General features: G+C 42.1%; 18 protein-coding genes. 11 read left to right on the forward strand and 7 right to left on the reverse strand.

The genetic code is table 11. The annotated features are described in order from the left end of the window. Positions 1-11: 11 nt before the first annotated feature. A complete protein-coding gene (locus BST86_RS11645; protein ID WP_105983393.1) occupies positions 12-557 on the forward strand; it encodes an RNA polymerase sigma factor in 546 nt (181 codons plus the stop codon). Between the two features lie 4 nt (positions 558-561). After that, the gene (locus BST86_RS11650) at positions 562-2,049 is read left to right on the forward strand and encodes an outer membrane beta-barrel protein (protein ID WP_105983394.1); all 1,488 of its coding nucleotides are present in this window, start codon (positions 562-564) and stop codon (positions 2,047-2,049) included. Positions 2,050-2,203: 154 nt separating this feature from the next. On the opposite strand, the gene BST86_RS11655 is transcribed toward BST86_RS11650, so the two are convergent. Beyond that, on the reverse strand, positions 2,204-2,950 hold the full coding sequence (locus BST86_RS11655; protein ID WP_105983395.1) for a lysophospholipid acyltransferase family protein: 747 nt from the start codon (positions 2,948-2,950) through the stop codon (positions 2,204-2,206). A gap of 101 nt (positions 2,951-3,051) precedes the next feature. On the opposite strand from BST86_RS11655, the gene trpS reads away from it, so the two are divergent. Both trpS and BST86_RS11665 read left to right on the forward strand, forming a co-directional pair. Further along, positions 3,052-4,020: a tryptophan--tRNA ligase gene (trpS, locus tag BST86_RS11660; protein WP_055411398.1), complete on the forward strand. Its 969-nt coding sequence runs from the start codon at positions 3,052-3,054 to the stop codon at positions 4,018-4,020. Positions 4,021-4,450: 430 nt separating this feature from the next. Beyond that, the gene (locus tag BST86_RS11665) at positions 4,451-5,461 is read left to right on the forward strand and encodes a hypothetical protein (RefSeq protein ID WP_105982555.1); all 1,011 of its coding nucleotides are present in this window, start codon (positions 4,451-4,453) and stop codon (positions 5,459-5,461) included. A gap of 171 nt (positions 5,462-5,632) precedes the next feature. Here BST86_RS11665 and BST86_RS11670 read toward each other — a convergent pair whose 3' ends face one another. The 6 genes from BST86_RS11670 to BST86_RS11695 all read right to left on the reverse strand — a co-directional run bounded on the left by BST86_RS11670 (position 5,633) and on the right by BST86_RS11695 (position 10,429). After that, on the reverse strand, positions 5,633-6,727 hold the full coding sequence (locus BST86_RS11670) for a DNA-processing protein DprA (protein WP_105983396.1): 1,095 nt from the start codon (positions 6,725-6,727) through the stop codon (positions 5,633-5,635). Beyond that, on the reverse strand, positions 6,727-7,365 hold the full coding sequence (locus tag BST86_RS11675) for a peptidoglycan DD-metalloendopeptidase family protein (RefSeq protein ID WP_105983397.1): 639 nt from the start codon (positions 7,363-7,365) through the stop codon (positions 6,727-6,729). The genes BST86_RS11670 and BST86_RS11675 overlap by 1 nt, the downstream gene beginning before the upstream one ends. Continuing rightward, positions 7,365-8,018: a CoA transferase subunit B gene (locus BST86_RS11680; protein WP_105983398.1), complete on the reverse strand. Its 654-nt coding sequence runs from the start codon at positions 8,016-8,018 to the stop codon at positions 7,365-7,367. Before BST86_RS11680 ends, BST86_RS11675 begins: the two co-directional genes overlap by 1 nt. A 51-nt stretch (positions 8,019-8,069) precedes the next feature. After that, positions 8,070-8,435, reverse strand: a complete 366-nt coding sequence (locus tag BST86_RS11685) for a four helix bundle protein (protein WP_105983399.1) — start codon at positions 8,433-8,435, stop codon at positions 8,070-8,072. Between the two features lie 73 nt (positions 8,436-8,508). Continuing rightward, positions 8,509-9,210 (reverse strand): CoA transferase subunit A, encoded by a 702-nt coding sequence (locus BST86_RS11690; protein WP_105983400.1) that lies wholly within the window; start codon positions 9,208-9,210, stop codon positions 8,509-8,511. Between the two features lie 178 nt (positions 9,211-9,388). Further along, positions 9,389-10,429, reverse strand: coding sequence for a ferredoxin--NADP reductase (locus BST86_RS11695; RefSeq protein ID WP_105983401.1), 1,041 nt, complete (start codon positions 10,427-10,429; stop codon positions 9,389-9,391). A 95-nt stretch (positions 10,430-10,524) separates the two neighbouring features. Here BST86_RS11695 and BST86_RS11700 point away from each other — a divergent pair, with 95 nt between their 5' ends. From BST86_RS11700 to BST86_RS11735, 7 genes are all read left to right on the forward strand, one after another. Continuing rightward, positions 10,525-12,003 (forward strand): DUF5687 family protein, encoded by a 1,479-nt coding sequence (locus BST86_RS11700; protein ID WP_105983402.1) that lies wholly within the window; start codon positions 10,525-10,527, stop codon positions 12,001-12,003. An 80-nt stretch (positions 12,004-12,083) separates the two neighbouring features. Then, positions 12,084-12,842, forward strand: coding sequence for an ABC transporter ATP-binding protein (locus tag BST86_RS11705; RefSeq protein ID WP_105983403.1), 759 nt, complete (start codon positions 12,084-12,086; stop codon positions 12,840-12,842). 245 nt (positions 12,843-13,087) lie between these two features. Then, a complete protein-coding gene (locus BST86_RS11715; RefSeq protein ID WP_105983405.1) occupies positions 13,088-13,321 on the forward strand; it encodes a hypothetical protein in 234 nt (77 codons plus the stop codon). A gap of 42 nt (positions 13,322-13,363) precedes the next feature. Next, the gene (locus BST86_RS11720) at positions 13,364-13,723 is read left to right on the forward strand and encodes a DUF2200 domain-containing protein (RefSeq protein WP_105983406.1); all 360 of its coding nucleotides are present in this window, start codon (positions 13,364-13,366) and stop codon (positions 13,721-13,723) included. Between the two features lie 197 nt (positions 13,724-13,920). Next, complete coding sequence (gene porW, locus BST86_RS11725) at positions 13,921-16,542, forward strand: type IX secretion system periplasmic lipoprotein PorW/SprE (protein WP_105983407.1); 2,622 nt, start codon at positions 13,921-13,923, stop codon at positions 16,540-16,542. An 11-nt stretch (positions 16,543-16,553) separates the two neighbouring features. Further along, positions 16,554-16,943, forward strand: a complete 390-nt coding sequence (locus BST86_RS11730) for a bactofilin family protein (RefSeq protein ID WP_105983408.1) — start codon at positions 16,554-16,556, stop codon at positions 16,941-16,943. A 215-nt stretch (positions 16,944-17,158) separates the two neighbouring features. Continuing rightward, positions 17,159-17,524 carry a hypothetical protein gene (locus tag BST86_RS11735; protein ID WP_105983409.1) on the forward strand — a complete coding sequence of 122 codons (366 nt, stop codon included), beginning with the start codon at positions 17,159-17,161 and terminating at the stop codon, positions 17,522-17,524. Positions 17,525-17,530: the final 6 nt, after the last annotated feature.

The following is a 17,530-nucleotide window of genomic DNA, read 5'->3' on the forward strand; positions in this document are numbered from 1 at the left end:
TATTTTTAAATGTGGTACAACAACAAATTCTTGAGGGATGTAGGAAAGGAGATCGTAAGTCGCAGCGGGCGCTTTACGATCAATATGCTGCTTCCTTATACGGATGTTGTTTAAAATACGCTTCTAACGCGCAGGAAGCTCAAGATATATTACAAGATAGTTTTATAACCATTTTTGAAAAGATCCAGCAATTCAAGAATGAAGGATCTTTAGAAGGATGGTGCAAACGAATTGCTATTAATACTGCTTTGCAGCGCTATCGAGGCGCCAAAGTATACTTGTTGGAAGACGAGCAGCAATTAGTGGAAGAAATGCCTGAGGTCGAGTATTTGGAACAATTAGGGCTGGAAGACTTATTAGCGATGGTACAACAGTTGCCTGATAGATATAGAATGGTTTTTTCTCTTTATGCATTAGATGGATTTAGTCATCAAGAAATTGCAGAGTTAATGGACATAAGCGAAGGAACCTCCAAGTCCAATTTGTCCAGAGCCAGGGCTAGCTTACAACAAATGGTACAGGCGTGGCGCAGAAAAATGAATAGTGACGCCGTATAATACAATGGAAGAAGAAAAGAACATAGACCGATTGTTCCAGAAGAAATTCCAGGATTTCAAACCAGCTGCTCCAGCTGGATCTTGGGATGCCATTGAGTCAAAACTGGATCAAGCTAAAAAGCGACCAGCAGTGCTACCTTTATGGTGGAAACTTGCCGGCGTCGCTGCAGTTCTAGCAGTTCTTTTATCTGTATTTGTGTGGAATTCTGACGAGGTTACTCCTGTTGAGAATATGGCTTTAGAAGAGGCACCATCTTCTGAAGAAACAGAACTTCATCAAGGTATTGCTAATGAGGAAAAGCAACCTGATAACATAACAGATCAACAGTCAAACTCCACCGATTCCAATCCAAATCAAACTGAACAGTCTCAAGAAAGTGTAGTAGAGAATACTGGTGAAGATGCAGTCGCCATGCCCAGTAGTAGCAAGTCAAACGGTGGTAAATCTCCCAAAACCAAAGAATCTACGCCACAGAATAAGGTCACTAGTCAGGCGCAAAAAGATTTTATAGCTCAAAGCGAGCAAACTAGAGAACCATTGTATTCAAGGGCAAATGGTAATGATGTTGATCCACAAAATGCTGCTGATTCAAAATTGTCAAGTGATTCATTCCAGAATTCGGTAAATGAAAACGTTGGAGATGCCATCGCGATGAACCAAGAAAGTAAAGTCGATGATGTCCAAGAAAAGGAAGAAACTGAATTAGAAAGTCTGGAAGACATTGCTGCCGCAAATACTATAACCCAACAGGATGAACCAATGCCTAGAAAGAAATGGAGTGCTGCCACCGTTGTCGCACCTGTTTATGCTAGTAGCTTAAGTGGATCATCTATTAGTGATCGCATTTCCAGAGAAAATCAAAACGCCCAAACCGACATAAGTTATGGAGTAGCCATCTCTTATGCGATCGATTCCCGTTGGAGTGTTCGTACCGGCTTACATCAAGTCAACATGAACTACAACAACCAGGATATCAATTATGGTTTGAATGCAAACACCCTAATTCTTAACAATGCAGAAGCCATGGCCATCTTTGACCCTAGCGCCGTCAATGCGCCAGCGCCGGCGATGTTCTCCAGTGCTAGTAGCTTTAATCAGGAGTTGAGAAATGCCCAGATTCTATCCAGTTTTAAAGGCGAGATAAGCCAGCAATTGGGTTATCTGGAAATGCCCTTTGAAGTGACTTATAGGCTGGTAGACAAAAAATTGGGAGTGAATGTTTTGGGTGGTTTTAGTGCGCTGTTTCTCACTGACAATAATGTAAGTATTGTAAACGATAGCCGCAGGTTGGACCTGGGCAGTGATGAAAATTTCAACAGCTTTAACCAGAGTGCCAATTTTGGTATAGGTCTGGACTATCAGTTTTCCAAAAATATTGGACTAACACTAGAGCCTACGTTTAAATATCAGTTGAACTCGTTAAAAGAAAACACAAGTGACTTCAGGCCTTACACCGTTGGTGTATATACTGGTTTGATGTATAGATTTTAACCACAAATTGTTGTCATTGCAGGCGTTTGTGGGTATATGAAAAAGAGATTGAGGTTGGTTAATCATTGAACTCAATTAAATGCAATGAAAAAGAGTGGAACCGTCCTGTTTGCTATGCAGGACGGTTTTTTTATGCGTCTTAAAGAAGGATAGGTTAGGAATTCTGTTGCCTGACAAGATCTTCATAGATGATATTTCTTACGCTTTCGCGAAAGCGAACTTTATCTCTAGGCAACTGCAAGCCGGCAGTTTGTTGGATCTCATGGGTTCTTGCACGCATGCGTCCCGGTGATCCATTAAAAAAGGAGAACGGAAAACGCTTCTTGTTGTCATAAAAACTCATGGGAACTACGGGAATTTGGTGCTCTATGGCCAGTCTAAAGGCACCATCCTTGAAATGATCCAGCAGTATCGACCGGTCTGACGGCACGCCACCTTCTGGAAAAATACATATTCCAACACCATCATCCAGTCTGCGGCTGGCGCTTTCAAAAACGGCCTTGCGGCTTTGCGGGTCACCGCGATCTACAAGAATACACGTGCGCTTATAGAAGAAACCAAAAATGGGGATTTTAGAAAGCTCTGCTTTACCTACAAAAACAAAGGGGTTTTTTGCTGCCAGCAGCATGAGCATGATGTCTGCCATGCTCGTATGGTTGGCCACCAGCATATAGCTTTGTCCCTTCTGCATGTGAGCATCCCTATATATTTGTGGCCACCAGAACATCCCATAGATAACAAACGCAGCCCATGCTTGAGCCATCTTGAAAAAGATACCGTAGGTTTTCTCTGAAATAGTCGCCAACACCAGAAACGGAAACATGACCAAAATAGGAATGGCGAGTAGCACATAAAACCAAACTCTATAAAGAGGCATTACAATATATCGTATCCATTCCATGAGTTCCAAAAATAGCAGAATTAAAACAGGCCACAACACCTTGATCTGCTTCTTGTGGTTTAAGCTCTTAAGGAATTATCTTTGTCCCCTAAATTATACCAATGGCTAGAGTACTTACGGGAATACAATCTACGGGAATACCACATTTAGGGAATTTATTGGGCGCCATCTTGCCAGCGATAGAAATGGCCTCACAACCTGATAATGATTCCTTCCTGTTCATTGCAGATTTTCATTCCTTGACGCAAATCAAGGATGGCGAGACTTTGCGAGAAAACACGTATGCCACAGCTGCTGCCTGGATGGCTTGTGGACTGGATTCTAGTCGTACCACTTTTTATAGACAAAGTGATGTCCCACAAGTCACAGAGCTTAACTGGTATCTTAATTGCTTTTATCCCTATCAACGGTTGACACTGGCTCACAGTTTCAAGGATAAATCAGACCGATTGAATGATGTGAATGCTGGATTATTCACCTATCCTATGTTAATGGCAGCAGACATCTTGTTGTACGACGCTCAAGTTGTGCCTGTGGGAAAAGACCAACTGCAGCATCTTGAAATGGCCCGCGATGTGGCAGGACGTTTTAATAATCAAATGGGCGATACGCTTATAGAGCCTCAAGCCAAAATCCAAGAGAATACGATGTATGTTCCAGGAACAGATGGTGAGAAAATGAGTAAATCCCGTGGTAATTTGATTAATATCTTTTTACCTGAAAAGCAGTTGAAAAAACAAGTCATGTCCATAGAAACGGATAGCACGCCGCTGGAAGAGCCTAAAGATCCAGACACCTGTAACGTTTTTGCGATTTACAAACTGATTGCTACGGCCCAGCAAACCGCAGAAATGCGTGAAAAATATGAAGCTGGAAATTACGGTTATGGACATGCTAAAAAAGCACTGTTTGAATTGATCTTGTTCAAATTTGGAAAGAATCGGGAACGTTTTGAGCACTATATGTCCAATAAACATGAAATAGATGCTGCTCTCAAAGAAGGTGCGGCAAAAGCTAAACTTGTTGCGGACGACGTGCTTTCCAGAGTTCGTGAAAAGTTGGGCTATTAACTAGAAGCTCTAAAAAACTTCCTTCTTGTTATTTTGCACGCAAAAGTCTACTGAATTTATCTTTCAAGTGGACGATTCTTCTTTTGGATATACTTGTTTATAATAGTTTGACCTAAATCCTTGGCGCAAACTTTTCATTAGTCTTTCCATAGCAACATTCTGATGCCATATTCTGTGCCTAGATGTCTACTATTTCTTGGTGTTAGAATCACTGATGGTAGTTTACCACCTGCTTTTATCTCGTTCAAATACACGATTACCTGTTTAAATGTATATTAAGATAATTTTAAGGCCACGCTATAATCTACTATTATACAATTTATTAGAGGTATTTAATGCATTTCATCGATGTTTTGCGTTTGTTTATCGTGTTCAAACCTCGCATATTTAAACCATTATTAAAACGATAACAATCAAAAACCTCTACAAAATGAAAAAATTTACCCTAACAGCAGCTATCCTATTTACCGCAGCAACATTTGTTTCCTGCTCCACAGATTCTGAAGGTATCGACGATACCAGCGCACCGGTAAGCGGTCCCAAAGTGACCTTGTTTACAGGCAGCAACACATCTGGTAAGATCAACATGTTCGATCTTACCGATTCTAACAACATCACCAACAAATCTTTCCAGAGCGCCAGTACCGATGGTAATGGCATCCACTACGATCCACTCAATGACTGTCTTTTTGAGGCATCAAGATCAGAGAGTAACGTATTGGTCTTTGAAAACTTAAACAATAACGAGTCCGGAGCGGCACTTGCTCCATCACTTAGATCTGACGTACAGGTGGAGAACCCAAGAGATATTGCCATCTCTGGAAACCGCATCGTGGTATCTGCAGATGCAGTGGGGCCACGCGACAGCAATAAGTTCTATGTATATGAGTCCACGCCTAACTCTGTAAGATTGGTCAACATCTATGAGACGGGTAACCAGCACTGGGGAATCTTCCTTGCCGGCAACACTCTTTATGCAGCCGTGGACAACAGTGGTAGAATAGCCGTTTACAACGACTTCTTCTCCAACAATAGTGGTGAGCTTACTGCAGACGACCAGATCACCATTGAAGGTGCACAGTCCCTAAGAGGAATCACCTATGACGAGGTAGAGGACCAACTCTTCCTTGCCGATGTCAGAAACCCATTGAACGACAGCGACGGAGCGATCCACACGATCAAGAACTTCTCAGTGATCTACAGCGGTCTTGAGGCTTACGGCACCATCACCGATGTGACTACGGTAAGCGGTTCAGAGACGATGTTGGGCAACCCGGTAGACCTGGAATACGATAACGTAGGAAAGGTGCTCTATGCGGCAGAGCGCAGCACCAACGGTGGCATGGCTTTATCATTCGATACTACTACCGTAGGCAACGCAAAACCTAAGATGCAGCAGTCCGTTTCAGGAATCTCAAGCATCTACCTTAACGTAGAATAACATACAACGATTTTTCAAGTGCAATTTGTAGAGTAGATTGTAGAAAAGAGAAGAGACCCATCAAGGGTCTCTTTTTTTGTTCCATAGTATTGAGGATTGTTACGCTTTCGCGCTTGCCTGCCGGACAGGCAGGAAAGAAACATTATCCATTCTAATTACCTATTAAATATTTCAGGTCAACATAAACAGCTTGCCTGGCAATGGCTTCACCACACCTTTAAGCTCCATGGACATCAGCAAAGAGGCTACTTTATGAACCGGCATGTGCACCTGTAGCGCAATAATATCTAGCAATTCCTTTTCTTGTTCTTTGAGTACGGTATAGATGGCTCTTTCGTCTTTGTCCAGTTCCACAAATAACTGCTTTTGAACGGCCACTTCATTTTGTTGCCAGCCTAGTATATATGGTATATCTGCTGCGGTCGTAAGTAAGTGTGCCTTACTTTGTTTGATCAGACTATTACAACCTGAAGAATATTTATCATTCACTCGGCCTGGAACAGCAAAAACCTCTCGATTGTATCCGCTGGCCAGGTCTGCAGTGACCAGAGAGCCTCCTTTTTCTGCACTTTCAATGACCACAGTCGCTTCACTCAATCCAGCAATAACACGGTTGCGACCCAAAAAGTTTTTACGATCAAAAGTGTCCGTACTCCAAAAGTCAGTAACAAAACCGCCGTTTTTCTTGACATCATTATTGTGTGCGGCGTGGTTGCGAGGATAGGTCTGATTCAGCCCATGCGCCATGACTGCCACAGTTTGCAGGCCATGCTCGATAGAAAGTTTATGTGCCAGAATATCTACACCATATGCATAACCACTAATAATGGTAGGATGGAGCGGAGCAATATCTGCCATGAATTTTTCCAGAAAAGCGCTGCCTTGACTGGTAATCTGGCGTGTACCGACAATACTTAAGGTGTATGGATTGTTCCAGTTGATGTTTCCGTTTTCAAAGAAGATGATAGGTCCATCAACGCAATACTGCAATCGCTCTGGATAGTCGTCATTATAGTAAACCCTATACTTGAGCTTGTTTTCTTCAATAAACTTGAGCTCGTTTTCTGCCTTTTGGAAAAGGTCTTTTGCTTTGATAAATTGGGCTTTTTTCTCACCTATGCCTTCGATGGCGGCAATTTCACGGTAAGGTTGTTCAAAGACTGCTGCCGCACTGCCAAAAGTCCTAATCAACTTTTTGGCCATGATATCGCCTATAAGTGGTGCCTTTTTTAAGGCAAGAAGTGAGAGCAGCTCTTGTTGATCCATTACCCAAAAATAAAAGGATTAGGATCCAGAATGATTTTTTCAAAAGCCTTGAGATCGCCTTCGGCAAGAACTCCAGGAAAATCACCGCGATACTCCTGCATGGTAGTCATCAATTGAAAATGTAGATGTGGCGAGTAACCGCCGTTTTCTTGTGGTGTGCCTAGAGTTGCAATTTGTTCGCTTTCGCGAAAGCGAACTCCAATTTTCCACGCTTGCATATCAGATTTAGAAAGGTGGCCATAAAGACTGTACAACTTGCCATCATTGTAATCGTGCTCTAAAATTAGTGTTGGTCCATAATTCCCAGCGTCATCATTATCTGCAAAAGAATGGATTTTTCCATCCATAATCGCGTGAACACTAGTGCCAGCAGGTGCCCATAGGTCAATTCCCATATGGACGTCGCGCACCGCACCATCCTGAAATCTCGCAGATTTGCGATACAGTGCTCGCTGTTCTTTGTAGCCGCCGTGAGCAACAAATCTGCCTGTTTGATGGCGATGATCCTCAAGATATTTTTCCATCACGGCAATATCACTCACATCGTTTTTGTCCCAATATGGGTTGTGCACGGAGAGATCCATAGGGAAATAGTCCTGAGATGCATATCGTGGATCGAGAAGGTTTTTGAATGCCATTAGATGACCATTTCTGGGATGTCGCCTTCTATGATAAGTGTACCTTCGGTAGCTGCTTGAATCTCCTGAACGGTGACGCCAGGTGCTCTTTCCAGCAGTTTGAAACCTTGGTCTGTTATTTCAATGACGGCCATATTAGAAACAACTTTAGTGATACAATTGACACCTGTAAGCGGTAAGCTACATTTTTTAAGCAGCTTTGACTCGCCGGCGCGATTGGTATGCATCATGGCAACAATGATATTTTCTGCGCTGGCGACAAGATCCATGGCACCGCCCATTCCCTTGACCATTTTACCAGGTATTTTCCAGTTGGCGATATCACCATTTTCGGCTACCTCCATGGCGCCCAAAATGGTGAGGTCAACATGCTGACCACGTATCATCCCAAAACTGGTTGCGCTGTCAAAGAAACTTGCGCCTGGTAATGTGGTGATGGTTTGCTTTCCTGCGTTGATGACATCTGCATCTTCCTCACCTTCAAAGGGAAAAGGTCCCATTCCCAACACGCCGTTTTCTGACTGGAACTCTACATCGATACCTTCTGGAACATAGTTTGCCACTAGAGTTGGTATACCAATACCTAGATTGACGTAGTAACCGTCTTTCACTTCTTGCGCGATTCTTTTTGCGATGCCTATTTTATCTAACATATATAATTTGGTAATTTGATGATGTGTTGATTTAATAATTTACAACCCATATCATCCATTATTCATATTTCTTTTAGTGGTGCCAATGATCTTTGATAATACTTTTGAAATTGAATCACGGTCTTTAAACAACTTCTCGTCAGGAGTTGGAAGGTGTTTGGAAGCTTTACATATTTCCATCCAATATTCTGTTTCATCAGACTCCTTAGCTGAGATCTTGAATTTATGAATGAAATCTTTGGGGCTCTCAGCGTTTTGTGCTTCCCAAACATTTGCTCCTATACTTGTACCAGATCTGAACAATTGTGAGGCAAGATCCCAATCTTTTTGTGCTTTCAATTTCTGTACAAATTCAATAATGTCTAAAGAAAAATTGAAAGTCATATTTACAATAGGATTGCTGTTAAAATTCCTCATGAAACCTTCTATTTATAAAATGCTTTATCCGTTTCCTCCAGTTTTCAAATTGACAAATTCAAACATTAACAAATCAATCTCGAGTCCTCGTAGTTCTCTGCTCAATACGCTTTTCATACTTCTCACCTTGAAAAATGCGTTTGACAAATATTCCAGGAATGTGGATCTGGTTGGGGTCGAGCTCACCTGCGGGAACTAGTTCTTCTACCTCAGCCACGGTAATGCTGGCAGCGCCACACATGACTGGATTGAAATTTCTGGCAGTTCCTTTAAAAATAAGGTTTCCTGCAGTGTCTCCTTTCCATGCTTTGACAAAAGCAAAATCTGCCTTAAAGGCGTGCTCTAGAATATGAGGTTTGTCATTAAAGACTCGCTCTTCTTTTCCTTCGGCTACTTCTGTTCCGTAGCCTGCCGGTGTGTAGAAGGCAGGAATTCCTGCTTGTGCGGCGCGGCAACGCTCGGCCAGCGTTCCTTGTGGGATCAATTCTACTTCCAGTTCACCGCTAAGCATCTGGCGCTCAAACTCATCATTCTCACCCACATAAGACGATATCATTTTCTTGATTTGTTTGCCCTGCAATAACAACCCTAGTCCAAAATCATCGACTCCAGCATTGTTGGAAATACAGGTCAAATCACTGACTCCCAACTCCACCAATTGGGCAATACTGTTCTCTGGAATCCCTGATAAACCGAATCCACCAACCATCAATGTCATACCACTCTTTACGCCAGCTAGTGCTTCTTTCACACTTGCTACTGTTCTATTAATCATGCAAATTTTCTTTGCTATGAAAATACGAAATACTTGAGAGTTTTAAGTGAACGGTGGTTCAAAGCACGAAACGATCACGCACTACATATACAGTTTTCCACTTATTGAAAATAAGGCACAGTGATTGACTAACTAACCATTTGAAGGCCAGTCAAAAAAGTTAAGCAAGATTTTTTACTTAAACCTCGTCAAAGTTTACATTGACTTTTGCGCTGGTAGGACAAGCCTGACAAGTGAGCGTAAAACCGTCGCTGACTTCCTCATCTGTCAAAATGGAGTTCTTGCGCATTTTGACATCACCTTCCTCAATGAGTGCTATACAGCTGGAGCAAATACCACCTTGACAAGAGTAAGGTGCATCAATATCATTCTTGAGCATCACGTCCAGCATGACTTCATCACGTCGCATGGTAAACGTGTGCGTCTCGTCATCCAGAATGACGGTAATTTCAGAAAGGTGACTGTCCTCGGTAATTTCTACATCACTTTCAGTTGATGTGAATAGTTCAAATTTGATGTTCTCCTCAGCCAGCAATCCCTTTTCTATGAGGTTGAGTTGGATCATTTGAATCATTTCTTCAGGACCGCATAAGTACGCTTTCGCGAAAGCGAACCCTTCACAATCATTCTTCAAAAAATAGTTCAAGTTGCCTTTTGTTATCCTACCAAACAAGGCATCCTGACGCTCCTCACGGCTGAAACAGTATTTCAACGTAAATCGCTCACCGTACTGGTCTTTAAGGTCATTGAGCTGTTCGAGATAAATGGCCTGACTTTCTGATTGATTCCCATAAATCAATGCTACTTTATTGTCAGCATCGATAGCTAGTGCGGTTTTCAAGATCGACATGATAGGCGTTATACCGCTACCTGCTGCAACCATCAAAAAGGTTCCCTTTTCTTGCTTCTCATGAATGAACAACCCATCTGGCGGCGCTACTTCTAAGGTATCGCCAGCTCGCAGTTTCATAGCATAATTTGAAAAAACGCCCAGATCTACCGCCTTGACCACCACCATTAATTGGTCGTCGTCAGGAGCGCTGCTTATGGAGTAAGCGCGACGCACCTCATTGCCATCAATCGTGGCTTTAAGTGTCAAATACTGACCTGCCTGATATCGGAATTCTTCCTGGAGACTGCCAGGGATTTCAAAAATAATTTCAACGGCTCTAGAAGTAACCTTAGTGACTTGTTCAATGCGTAATTCGTGAAAAACCATGTGTCGATTAATTGGGCTGCAAAAATAAGAAACAGAGAAAGAGTTGTAACATTTTTAATTTTATCTTCACTAATCCAGCAACTAACCTTACTACCATGTTCAAACTCTTTGCTAGTCTAGAATGGAAAAGTTTCTTTAGATCTGCTGCCTTCAAGCAAAATCTTTTCTTCAAGATATTTATAGGTTTTTTTGCTGTTCTCTTTTTGCTGGAATTTGCCGCTTTGGGCGCTGGAAGCTTCTATATCCTGAAAAATTTTATTGAGGACGGCGACATCCTAGCATCTGATCCTTTAGCGGTAATTAACCAATTCTTGATCTATTGGTTTGCGGTTGATCTCATATTTAGATATTTCTTCCAAAAAATGCCTGTGGCTAATATCAAGCCACTTCTCTATTTACCTTTTACTAAAGGAAAGATCGTTCAATATGCGATGGGAAAAACGGTGATCTCGTTTTTTAATATTCTACCGGCATTCTTTTTTATTCCATTTTCCATTGTCCTATTAATAGAAGGCTATGACCCTATAGGCGTGATAAGCTGGCATCTTGCGATGCTGTCCATCACATTATTGCTCAATTTTTTGAATATTTTTCTTAATAATCTAGATAAGGTATTCTATCCAGTAGTGATCCTTATAGCAGGTCTTGCCGCTATACAATACTACGGCTACTTTGATATCACCAGTTACACACAGCCTATGTTTGACTTTTTCTATAGTCAGCCATGGAGTTTTGTCTTGCCGCTGGCGCTGACCGTTTTTAGTGGCCAATATGCCTATGTCTATTTTAAAAAACAGCTGTATCTGGATGCAGGACTCAAAACCAAACATGAAACCGCTACCACAGAAAATCTGGATTTTCTCAATCGCTTTGGGAAAATGTCAACTTACCTTAAGAATGATGTGAAGCTCATACGCCGCAACAAACGAGCTAGGACCACTTTTATCATGGGATTCTTATTTATGTTCTACGGCCTTTATTTTATTGCTGTAGGTCAAGGCGAATGGATGAAGGTTTTTGCCGCATTGTTTTGTACAGGTGGTTTCCTATTCAGTTTTGGTGGTCTGGTGCCGTCATGGGATAGCAGCTACTATAAATTGATGATGGCGCAGAATATTCCCTATCGTGAGTTTCTTTTGAGCAAATGGTGGCTCATGGTGGTTGTGACCGGCTTTAGCACCTTGCTTAGTTGCTTCTATGTCTATTTTGGTATCGAGTGGCTTTATGCCATTCTTGCCGGCGCCGTTTACAACATTGGACTCAATGCATCCATCACATTGCTGGGTGGTGCCTATGTAAAAACGCCCATCGATTTGACGAGCAATAAGAAAGCCTTTGGCGACAGTAAGGCCTTCAATGTCAAAACGCTCTTGCTTACCATTCCTAAAATGATCTTGCCCGTGATTATATATTATGCATTTTCTCTAACCATTAATAGCGAGGCTGGATTTATTGCCATTGCGGCAACTGGGCTGCTGGGATTGCTTTTCCGGGATAAGATCTTGACTATTGTAGAGAATGTGTATAAGAACGAGAAATACGATACAATTGCTGCCTATGCGCAAAAGGATTGATGTGAAAATGGCTTGAACTATTTCGCTTTCGCGAAAGCGAACTCCTACCAAAACTCTTAACCAACACTAAAACATTTGAAATGATCCACATACAGAACCTTTCCAAAAAATACAACGACACCACAGTTCTTGATATCGAAAGCCTGCAAATTCCTAGAGGACAGGCTGTCGGGCTGGTTGGGAACAACGGTGCTGGTAAGACCACGTTGTTTTCCCTATTGCTGGACTTGATTGAACCTACCACGGGACATATCATGTCCAATGATATTCAGGTCAATGAAAGCGAAGGATGGAAGCCTTTCACCAGCGCGTTTGTCGATGAGAGTTTCTTGATAGGCTACTTGACGCCAGAGGAATATTTCTATTTCATAGGCGAGCTGCGCGGACAGAACAAAGCAGATATCGATGCTCTTATGGAAAAGCATGCCGATTTCTTCAACGGTGAGGCGATAGGTCAAAAAAAATACCTGCGTGACCTTTCTAAGGGTAACCAGAAAAAAGTTGGGATTATCGCTGCTCTTATAGGGAACCCTGAAGTGATCATTCTGGATGAGCCGTTTGCCAATCTGGACCCATCAACACAGATAAGGCTTAAAGCGATCATAAAGGATCTGTCTAACGACCCTAATGTCACCATGCTTATCTCAAGCCACGATTTGATTCACGTGACCGAGGTGGCGCAACGCGTTGTACTGTTAGAAAAGGGTAAGGTCGTGATGGATCAAGTGAAGGATGCAGCTACCTTTGGCCAGCTGGAAAAGTACTTTATGGGAATTAGTGAACTTCATATAATTCCAGCCGAAGAAAATACCATGATTGCTAATTCTGAAGAAGAATAGAAATGTCACCTAATATCAAAGCGTTCCTTATTTATTTTGTTTGTTTTATAGTCCTGTATTTGGTTTCTAAGTTTCTCTTAGGTTTTATTGTGGAGGAGCAAAACCTTTGGTCCCATTACCTCCCAATAATTATTGCAGCTATATTGTCTCCTAGACCTCGTGTTAAAAAAACTGCTAATGGAAAAGAGTATGGTTATAAAAGTATTTTCTCCAAGAAGCGCTACATTCTCAAATAAGAAAAAGAAATGTCCCCAAAAATCAAAGTATTCCTAATCTACGGCATTAGCTTCATGCTCGTGTTTCTTATTACGCGGTTTATTCTAGTACAGTTTTATCCAGAACCTAGTATGTGGCTCACTTTTATTCCGCTAGGTGTAGGAATGATACTGGCGCCCAAGCCACACATTGAAGAAACCCAATCTGGACGGCAGTATGGTTTGAAGAGTATTTTCTTTAAGAAGATCATTCACATCAAATAATTTTTCGCCTGTGTTGATCCCCTAATTTATATTGATGAGTCAATGAAACCAACAGCCCAACATAATGAACGCATAGCTAGCATGAAGTTTTCTTCAGTATATCCTCACTATGTCTCCAAGATTGAAAAAAAGGGAAGAACCGTAGCAGAGCTTCATGAGGTGATCCAGTGGTTGACAGGCTACAATGAGGAGCAATTACTCGACTATAGCAGTGGTGATGCTACTTTTCAAAACTTTTTTGCAAACGCACAGCTACATCCTAATGCTCACTTGATCAAGGGCGTGATATGCGGCTATAGAATTGAAGAAATCGATAATTCTTTGACACAACAGGTTAGATATTTAGATAAACTTGTAGATGAACTGGCTAAGGGACGTACCATGGAAAAAATTCTTAGATAAATGCGGGCGGTTTATAATGAAAAGGAAACACCTCTATCCATCATAAAAATCTTCACATCAAGCTTCTCAAAAAAACCGAGATAAGCTTAGAGCTAATTGTCGTTATTTGCGGGCTCGACACATAATTCCTTATTTTTGAACGGTATCACAATATCATAACCCTACAACAGTTATGATAGCTAGAAAAAAGAGCTCGTTTGAAAAATCTTTTTGCTTTTACTGCCATCATTTTTTGCCTGCTGCTAGTTCTCGCCAGTTGTAGCCGTAAGAATGATTCTTTTATTAGCCGCAACCTGCATGCGGTTGGTACAGAATATAATACGCTCTATAATGGCAATCTTGCTTTACAGGCTGGACTGGATAATATAGAGGCAAATTATAGGGACAACTACTGGGATATCTTGCCCGTAGAGCGCCTGACAGTCAAAGACGAAATAAGAGTTAGTGCAGACGACCGGTCTGATCCCAACTTTTCACTAGCCGAAGAAAAGGCCGTCAAGGCAGTTCAAAAACACAGCATGCTTATCGACGGTGAAGAAGTGAACCCACAAATCGACGAGGCCTATATGCTACTGGGAAAAGCCCGTTATTATGATCAGCGCTTTATTCCTTCGTTAGAAGCTTTCAACTATGTATTGCAATTCATGCCAGAATCTGATGAGATTAGAATGGCAAAAATCTGGCGCGAGAAGACCAACATGCGCCTGGAGAACAATGAAATTGCCATTGAAAATTTACAACAGCTTATCAAAGAAGACAGTCTCGAGATTGAGCGTGAAGAATTGATTCTTGCTAATGCTACTTTGGCTCAGGCTTATCTTAATGTGGATAAAGTTGACAGTGCGCTTATTTATATGAACCGCGCTGCCCAAAAAACAAAGGATCGAGCCACTGAAGGTCGTTACAAATTCATTGCCGGACAGCTTTTTGCAAAGGCAGGTCAAAGAGACAGTGCCATTGCACATTTTGACGAGGTCATTGAATTACATAGGAAAATACCTCGCAACTACTACGTCAACGCCTTCATAGAAAAAATCAAACTTAGAGATACGGTAGAACAGTCTGATGATGAGTTTCTAGAAGTGTTCAATGAGCTGGAAGAAAACAGGGAAAATAGGCCATGGCTGGATATCATCAATTATCGCAAGGCCATATACCTGGAAACTATCGACAGTGTAGACGGCGCCGTGGCTTATTATAACAAGTCCTTGAAAGCCGGCGATAGAGATCCATATTTACAGGGAAACATCTATGATGCTTTGGGCCGCATCAGTTTTGACGATGCCCGTTTTGAAACAGCTGGAAAATATTTTGATAGCGCATCTACCAGATATGAGGATAAATCCAGAGAACAGCGTGCGGTTATCAAGAAGAGAGAAAATCTGGCAGATATTATTCTTTACGAGAGCAATCGCCGCAGTGCTGACAGTCTCTTGAGTATCGTTGCCATGAGCGACGGCGAACGAGTAGAATATTACAACAACTACATAGAAGAACTAAAAGAGCGCGAGGCACAGCTAGCCGAACAGGCAGCCATAGAAGAAGCAAATCTTGCCCAGCAAAAAACAGCCCTTGCGACCATCCAGACCAACAATTCCGTTAATAACAGATTGGGGCCACCTAGTGGTGCTACCATAAATGATTCAGGTCCAACAAGCACCAACAGTGGTTTCTATTTTTATATACCGGCAACGGTGGCAAGAGGCAAGTTGCAGTTTAGGGCTATTTGGGGAAATCGCGCCCTCAAGGATAATTGGAATCTGGCGAGCGTGAACAGCAACCTGATCGATGAGGCGACAGACGGTAGTGTCACCGCCATAGAAAACGGCGATCTAGCTCCAGAATATCAAGCAGCCTACTACATTGACCGCTTACCAAAAGGTCAAGTGGCATTGGATAGCATTGCGGGAGCTCGCGATTTTGCCTACTATCAGTTGGGTGTTTTGTATAAGGAGAAATTCAAGCGCAATGACCTTGCGATCGATAGGTTTGAAACGCTTTTGACCTTTGAGCCAGAAGAAAAGCTGCTGCTTCCTACGCTGTACAATCTATACTTAATGGGTCGTGACGGCTCAAATGACGGTAGTGATATCGCTTTCGCGAAAGCGGAACAATACAAATCCACCATCATATCACAATATCCTGAAACCAGATACGCACAAATCCTTCAAAATCCTGACGGCAAACTTGACACCAGTGAAACTGCAGAAGGTGTCTATAATCGCATCTTCAAACAGTACGAGCAAGAAAACTATGCTGCTGTTATTGAACAGGCAAACAATCAAATCATCCGTTTTGCGGGCGATCCCATCATTCCAAAGTTGGAACTTTTAAAGACCTATGCATCGGGTAGACTATATGGATTCAAGGCCTATAAAGAAGGTCTTGATTTTATTGCATTGAACTATCCCAGTACAGAAGTAGGTAAGGAAGCCGCAGTTCTAGCGGCAGATGCAGAAAAACTAGTGATCCCAAGTGAATTTGCACCAGAGGAAAACAGCAATAACTTTAAGCTGGTCTATACCGTCGATGCGGCAAATGAGCAGCTTATCAATGACTTAAAACTCAATCTGGAACAACCAGCAAAAGCATTAGGTAGCGACATCACTTATTCCATAGATGTTTACACACCGCAACAGTCACTGCTCGTCATTCATGGTATGAAAACCAAAGATAGAGCAGCACAAGTGGCCACCTATCTGGATGAAAATCTGAAAGGCGTCGAGCTACCTTCCATGCCGGTAGCCATATCGTCAGAAAACTACAAGATCATACAGGTTTACAAGAGCCTCAACGATTACATGATACAGATCCCATAACCATTCCCCATATGAAATCAAACAAAGCAACAGAACTAATGGGCAACTCTCAAAACAGAATTGCCAAAGGAACCGTCATTAAAGGTGATATCAATAGCGAGGCTGGTTTTAGAATCGATGGTGAAATCATAGGTACCTTAACCACACCTGCAAAAGTGGTGATAGGGAAAGACGGGAAAATTGACGGCACACTTGAATGTACCAATGCAGATATTGAAGGTACCTTCTCTGGTAACCTTAAAGTAAGTAGCCTATTGTCTTTAAAATCCACGGCTATTATTGAAGGCGATGTAAGCACCGGCAAATTATCTGTAGAACCTGGCGCGACCTTCAACGCATCCTGTACCATGGATAGTGGCGTGAAGTCCATTGCAAATGGCCAGCAGGGAAAATCTGCTTAGGACTTGTGGGATCTTTTAAGGGATAGCGATCCAGATGCTGGCAATCATAGCTGTTCTGGCAAGGTTGTGACGCTTGGGTCTTTAATAAAATCCTTATCATTTTAGGCGTAATGTTGGGTGTCTGTCTTTCTATATATGTCGTGTTCATTCCATTAAAACGCATCAACATTCACAATAGCCACACATCATAACTATTTAAAACCAGTCCGCTTATTTTGAAATTTTACCTCAAGACTTTTCTCATCGTCGCCTTTTTAACGGTCGCTGCATATTTCTTGCACAGCTGGTGGATTGTCGATCCCGCAATCCCGCTTGCGAGAACGTACAACTTTCTAGGAACCGCAACGTTTGTTACGGTAAGTGCGCTGCGCTTTGTACACTTTTATGTTCCAGAGAAATTAGGGTATGCATTCATGGCCGCGATCTTTGTGAAATGCGGTTTGGCGATCGTTTGTTTTCCAGAATTGATCGTGAAAAACTCTGGATTGAATTTGATGGAGGTTTTGGGGTTTCTAGTGCCTTATTTCATATTCCTGTTCATTGAAGTAGTGATCGTCATCAAATGGCTCAATGATAATTGATTGGGT

Origin of the sequence: Nonlabens agnitus (genome assembly GCF_002994045.1) — a bacterium.
Lineage (GTDB): Bacteria > Bacteroidota > Bacteroidia > Flavobacteriales > Flavobacteriaceae > Nonlabens > Nonlabens agnitus.

Coding starts and splice junctions, on each gene's coding strand:
- BST86_RS11650 (WP_105983394.1), top strand. CDS start 562: ATGGAAGAAGAAAAGAACATAGACCGATTGTTCCAGAAGAAATTCCAG.
- BST86_RS11655 (WP_105983395.1), bottom strand. CDS start 2,950: ATGGAATGGATACGATATATTGTAATGCCTCTTTATAGAGTTTGGTTT.
- trpS (WP_055411398.1), top strand. CDS start 3,052: ATGGCTAGAGTACTTACGGGAATACAATCTACGGGAATACCACATTTA.
- BST86_RS11665 (WP_105982555.1), top strand. CDS start 4,451: ATGAAAAAATTTACCCTAACAGCAGCTATCCTATTTACCGCAGCAACA.
- BST86_RS11670 (WP_105983396.1), bottom strand. CDS start 6,727: ATGGATCAACAAGAGCTGCTCTCACTTCTTGCCTTAAAAAAGGCACCA.
- BST86_RS11675 (WP_105983397.1), bottom strand. CDS start 7,365: ATGGCATTCAAAAACCTTCTCGATCCACGATATGCATCTCAGGACTAT.
- BST86_RS11680 (WP_105983398.1), bottom strand. CDS start 8,018: ATGTTAGATAAAATAGGCATCGCAAAAAGAATCGCGCAAGAAGTGAAA.
- BST86_RS11685 (WP_105983399.1), bottom strand. CDS start 8,435: ATGAGGAATTTTAACAGCAATCCTATTGTAAATATGACTTTCAATTTT.
- BST86_RS11690 (WP_105983400.1), bottom strand. CDS start 9,210: ATGATTAATAGAACAGTAGCAAGTGTGAAAGAAGCACTAGCTGGCGTA.
- BST86_RS11695 (WP_105983401.1), bottom strand. CDS start 10,429: ATGGTTTTTCACGAATTACGCATTGAACAAGTCACTAAGGTTACTTCT.
- BST86_RS11700 (WP_105983402.1), top strand. CDS start 10,525: ATGTTCAAACTCTTTGCTAGTCTAGAATGGAAAAGTTTCTTTAGATCT.
- BST86_RS11705 (WP_105983403.1), top strand. CDS start 12,084: ATGATCCACATACAGAACCTTTCCAAAAAATACAACGACACCACAGTT.
- BST86_RS11715 (WP_105983405.1), top strand. CDS start 13,088: ATGTCCCCAAAAATCAAAGTATTCCTAATCTACGGCATTAGCTTCATG.
- BST86_RS11720 (WP_105983406.1), top strand. CDS start 13,364: ATGAAACCAACAGCCCAACATAATGAACGCATAGCTAGCATGAAGTTT.
- BST86_RS11730 (WP_105983408.1), top strand. CDS start 16,554: ATGAAATCAAACAAAGCAACAGAACTAATGGGCAACTCTCAAAACAGA.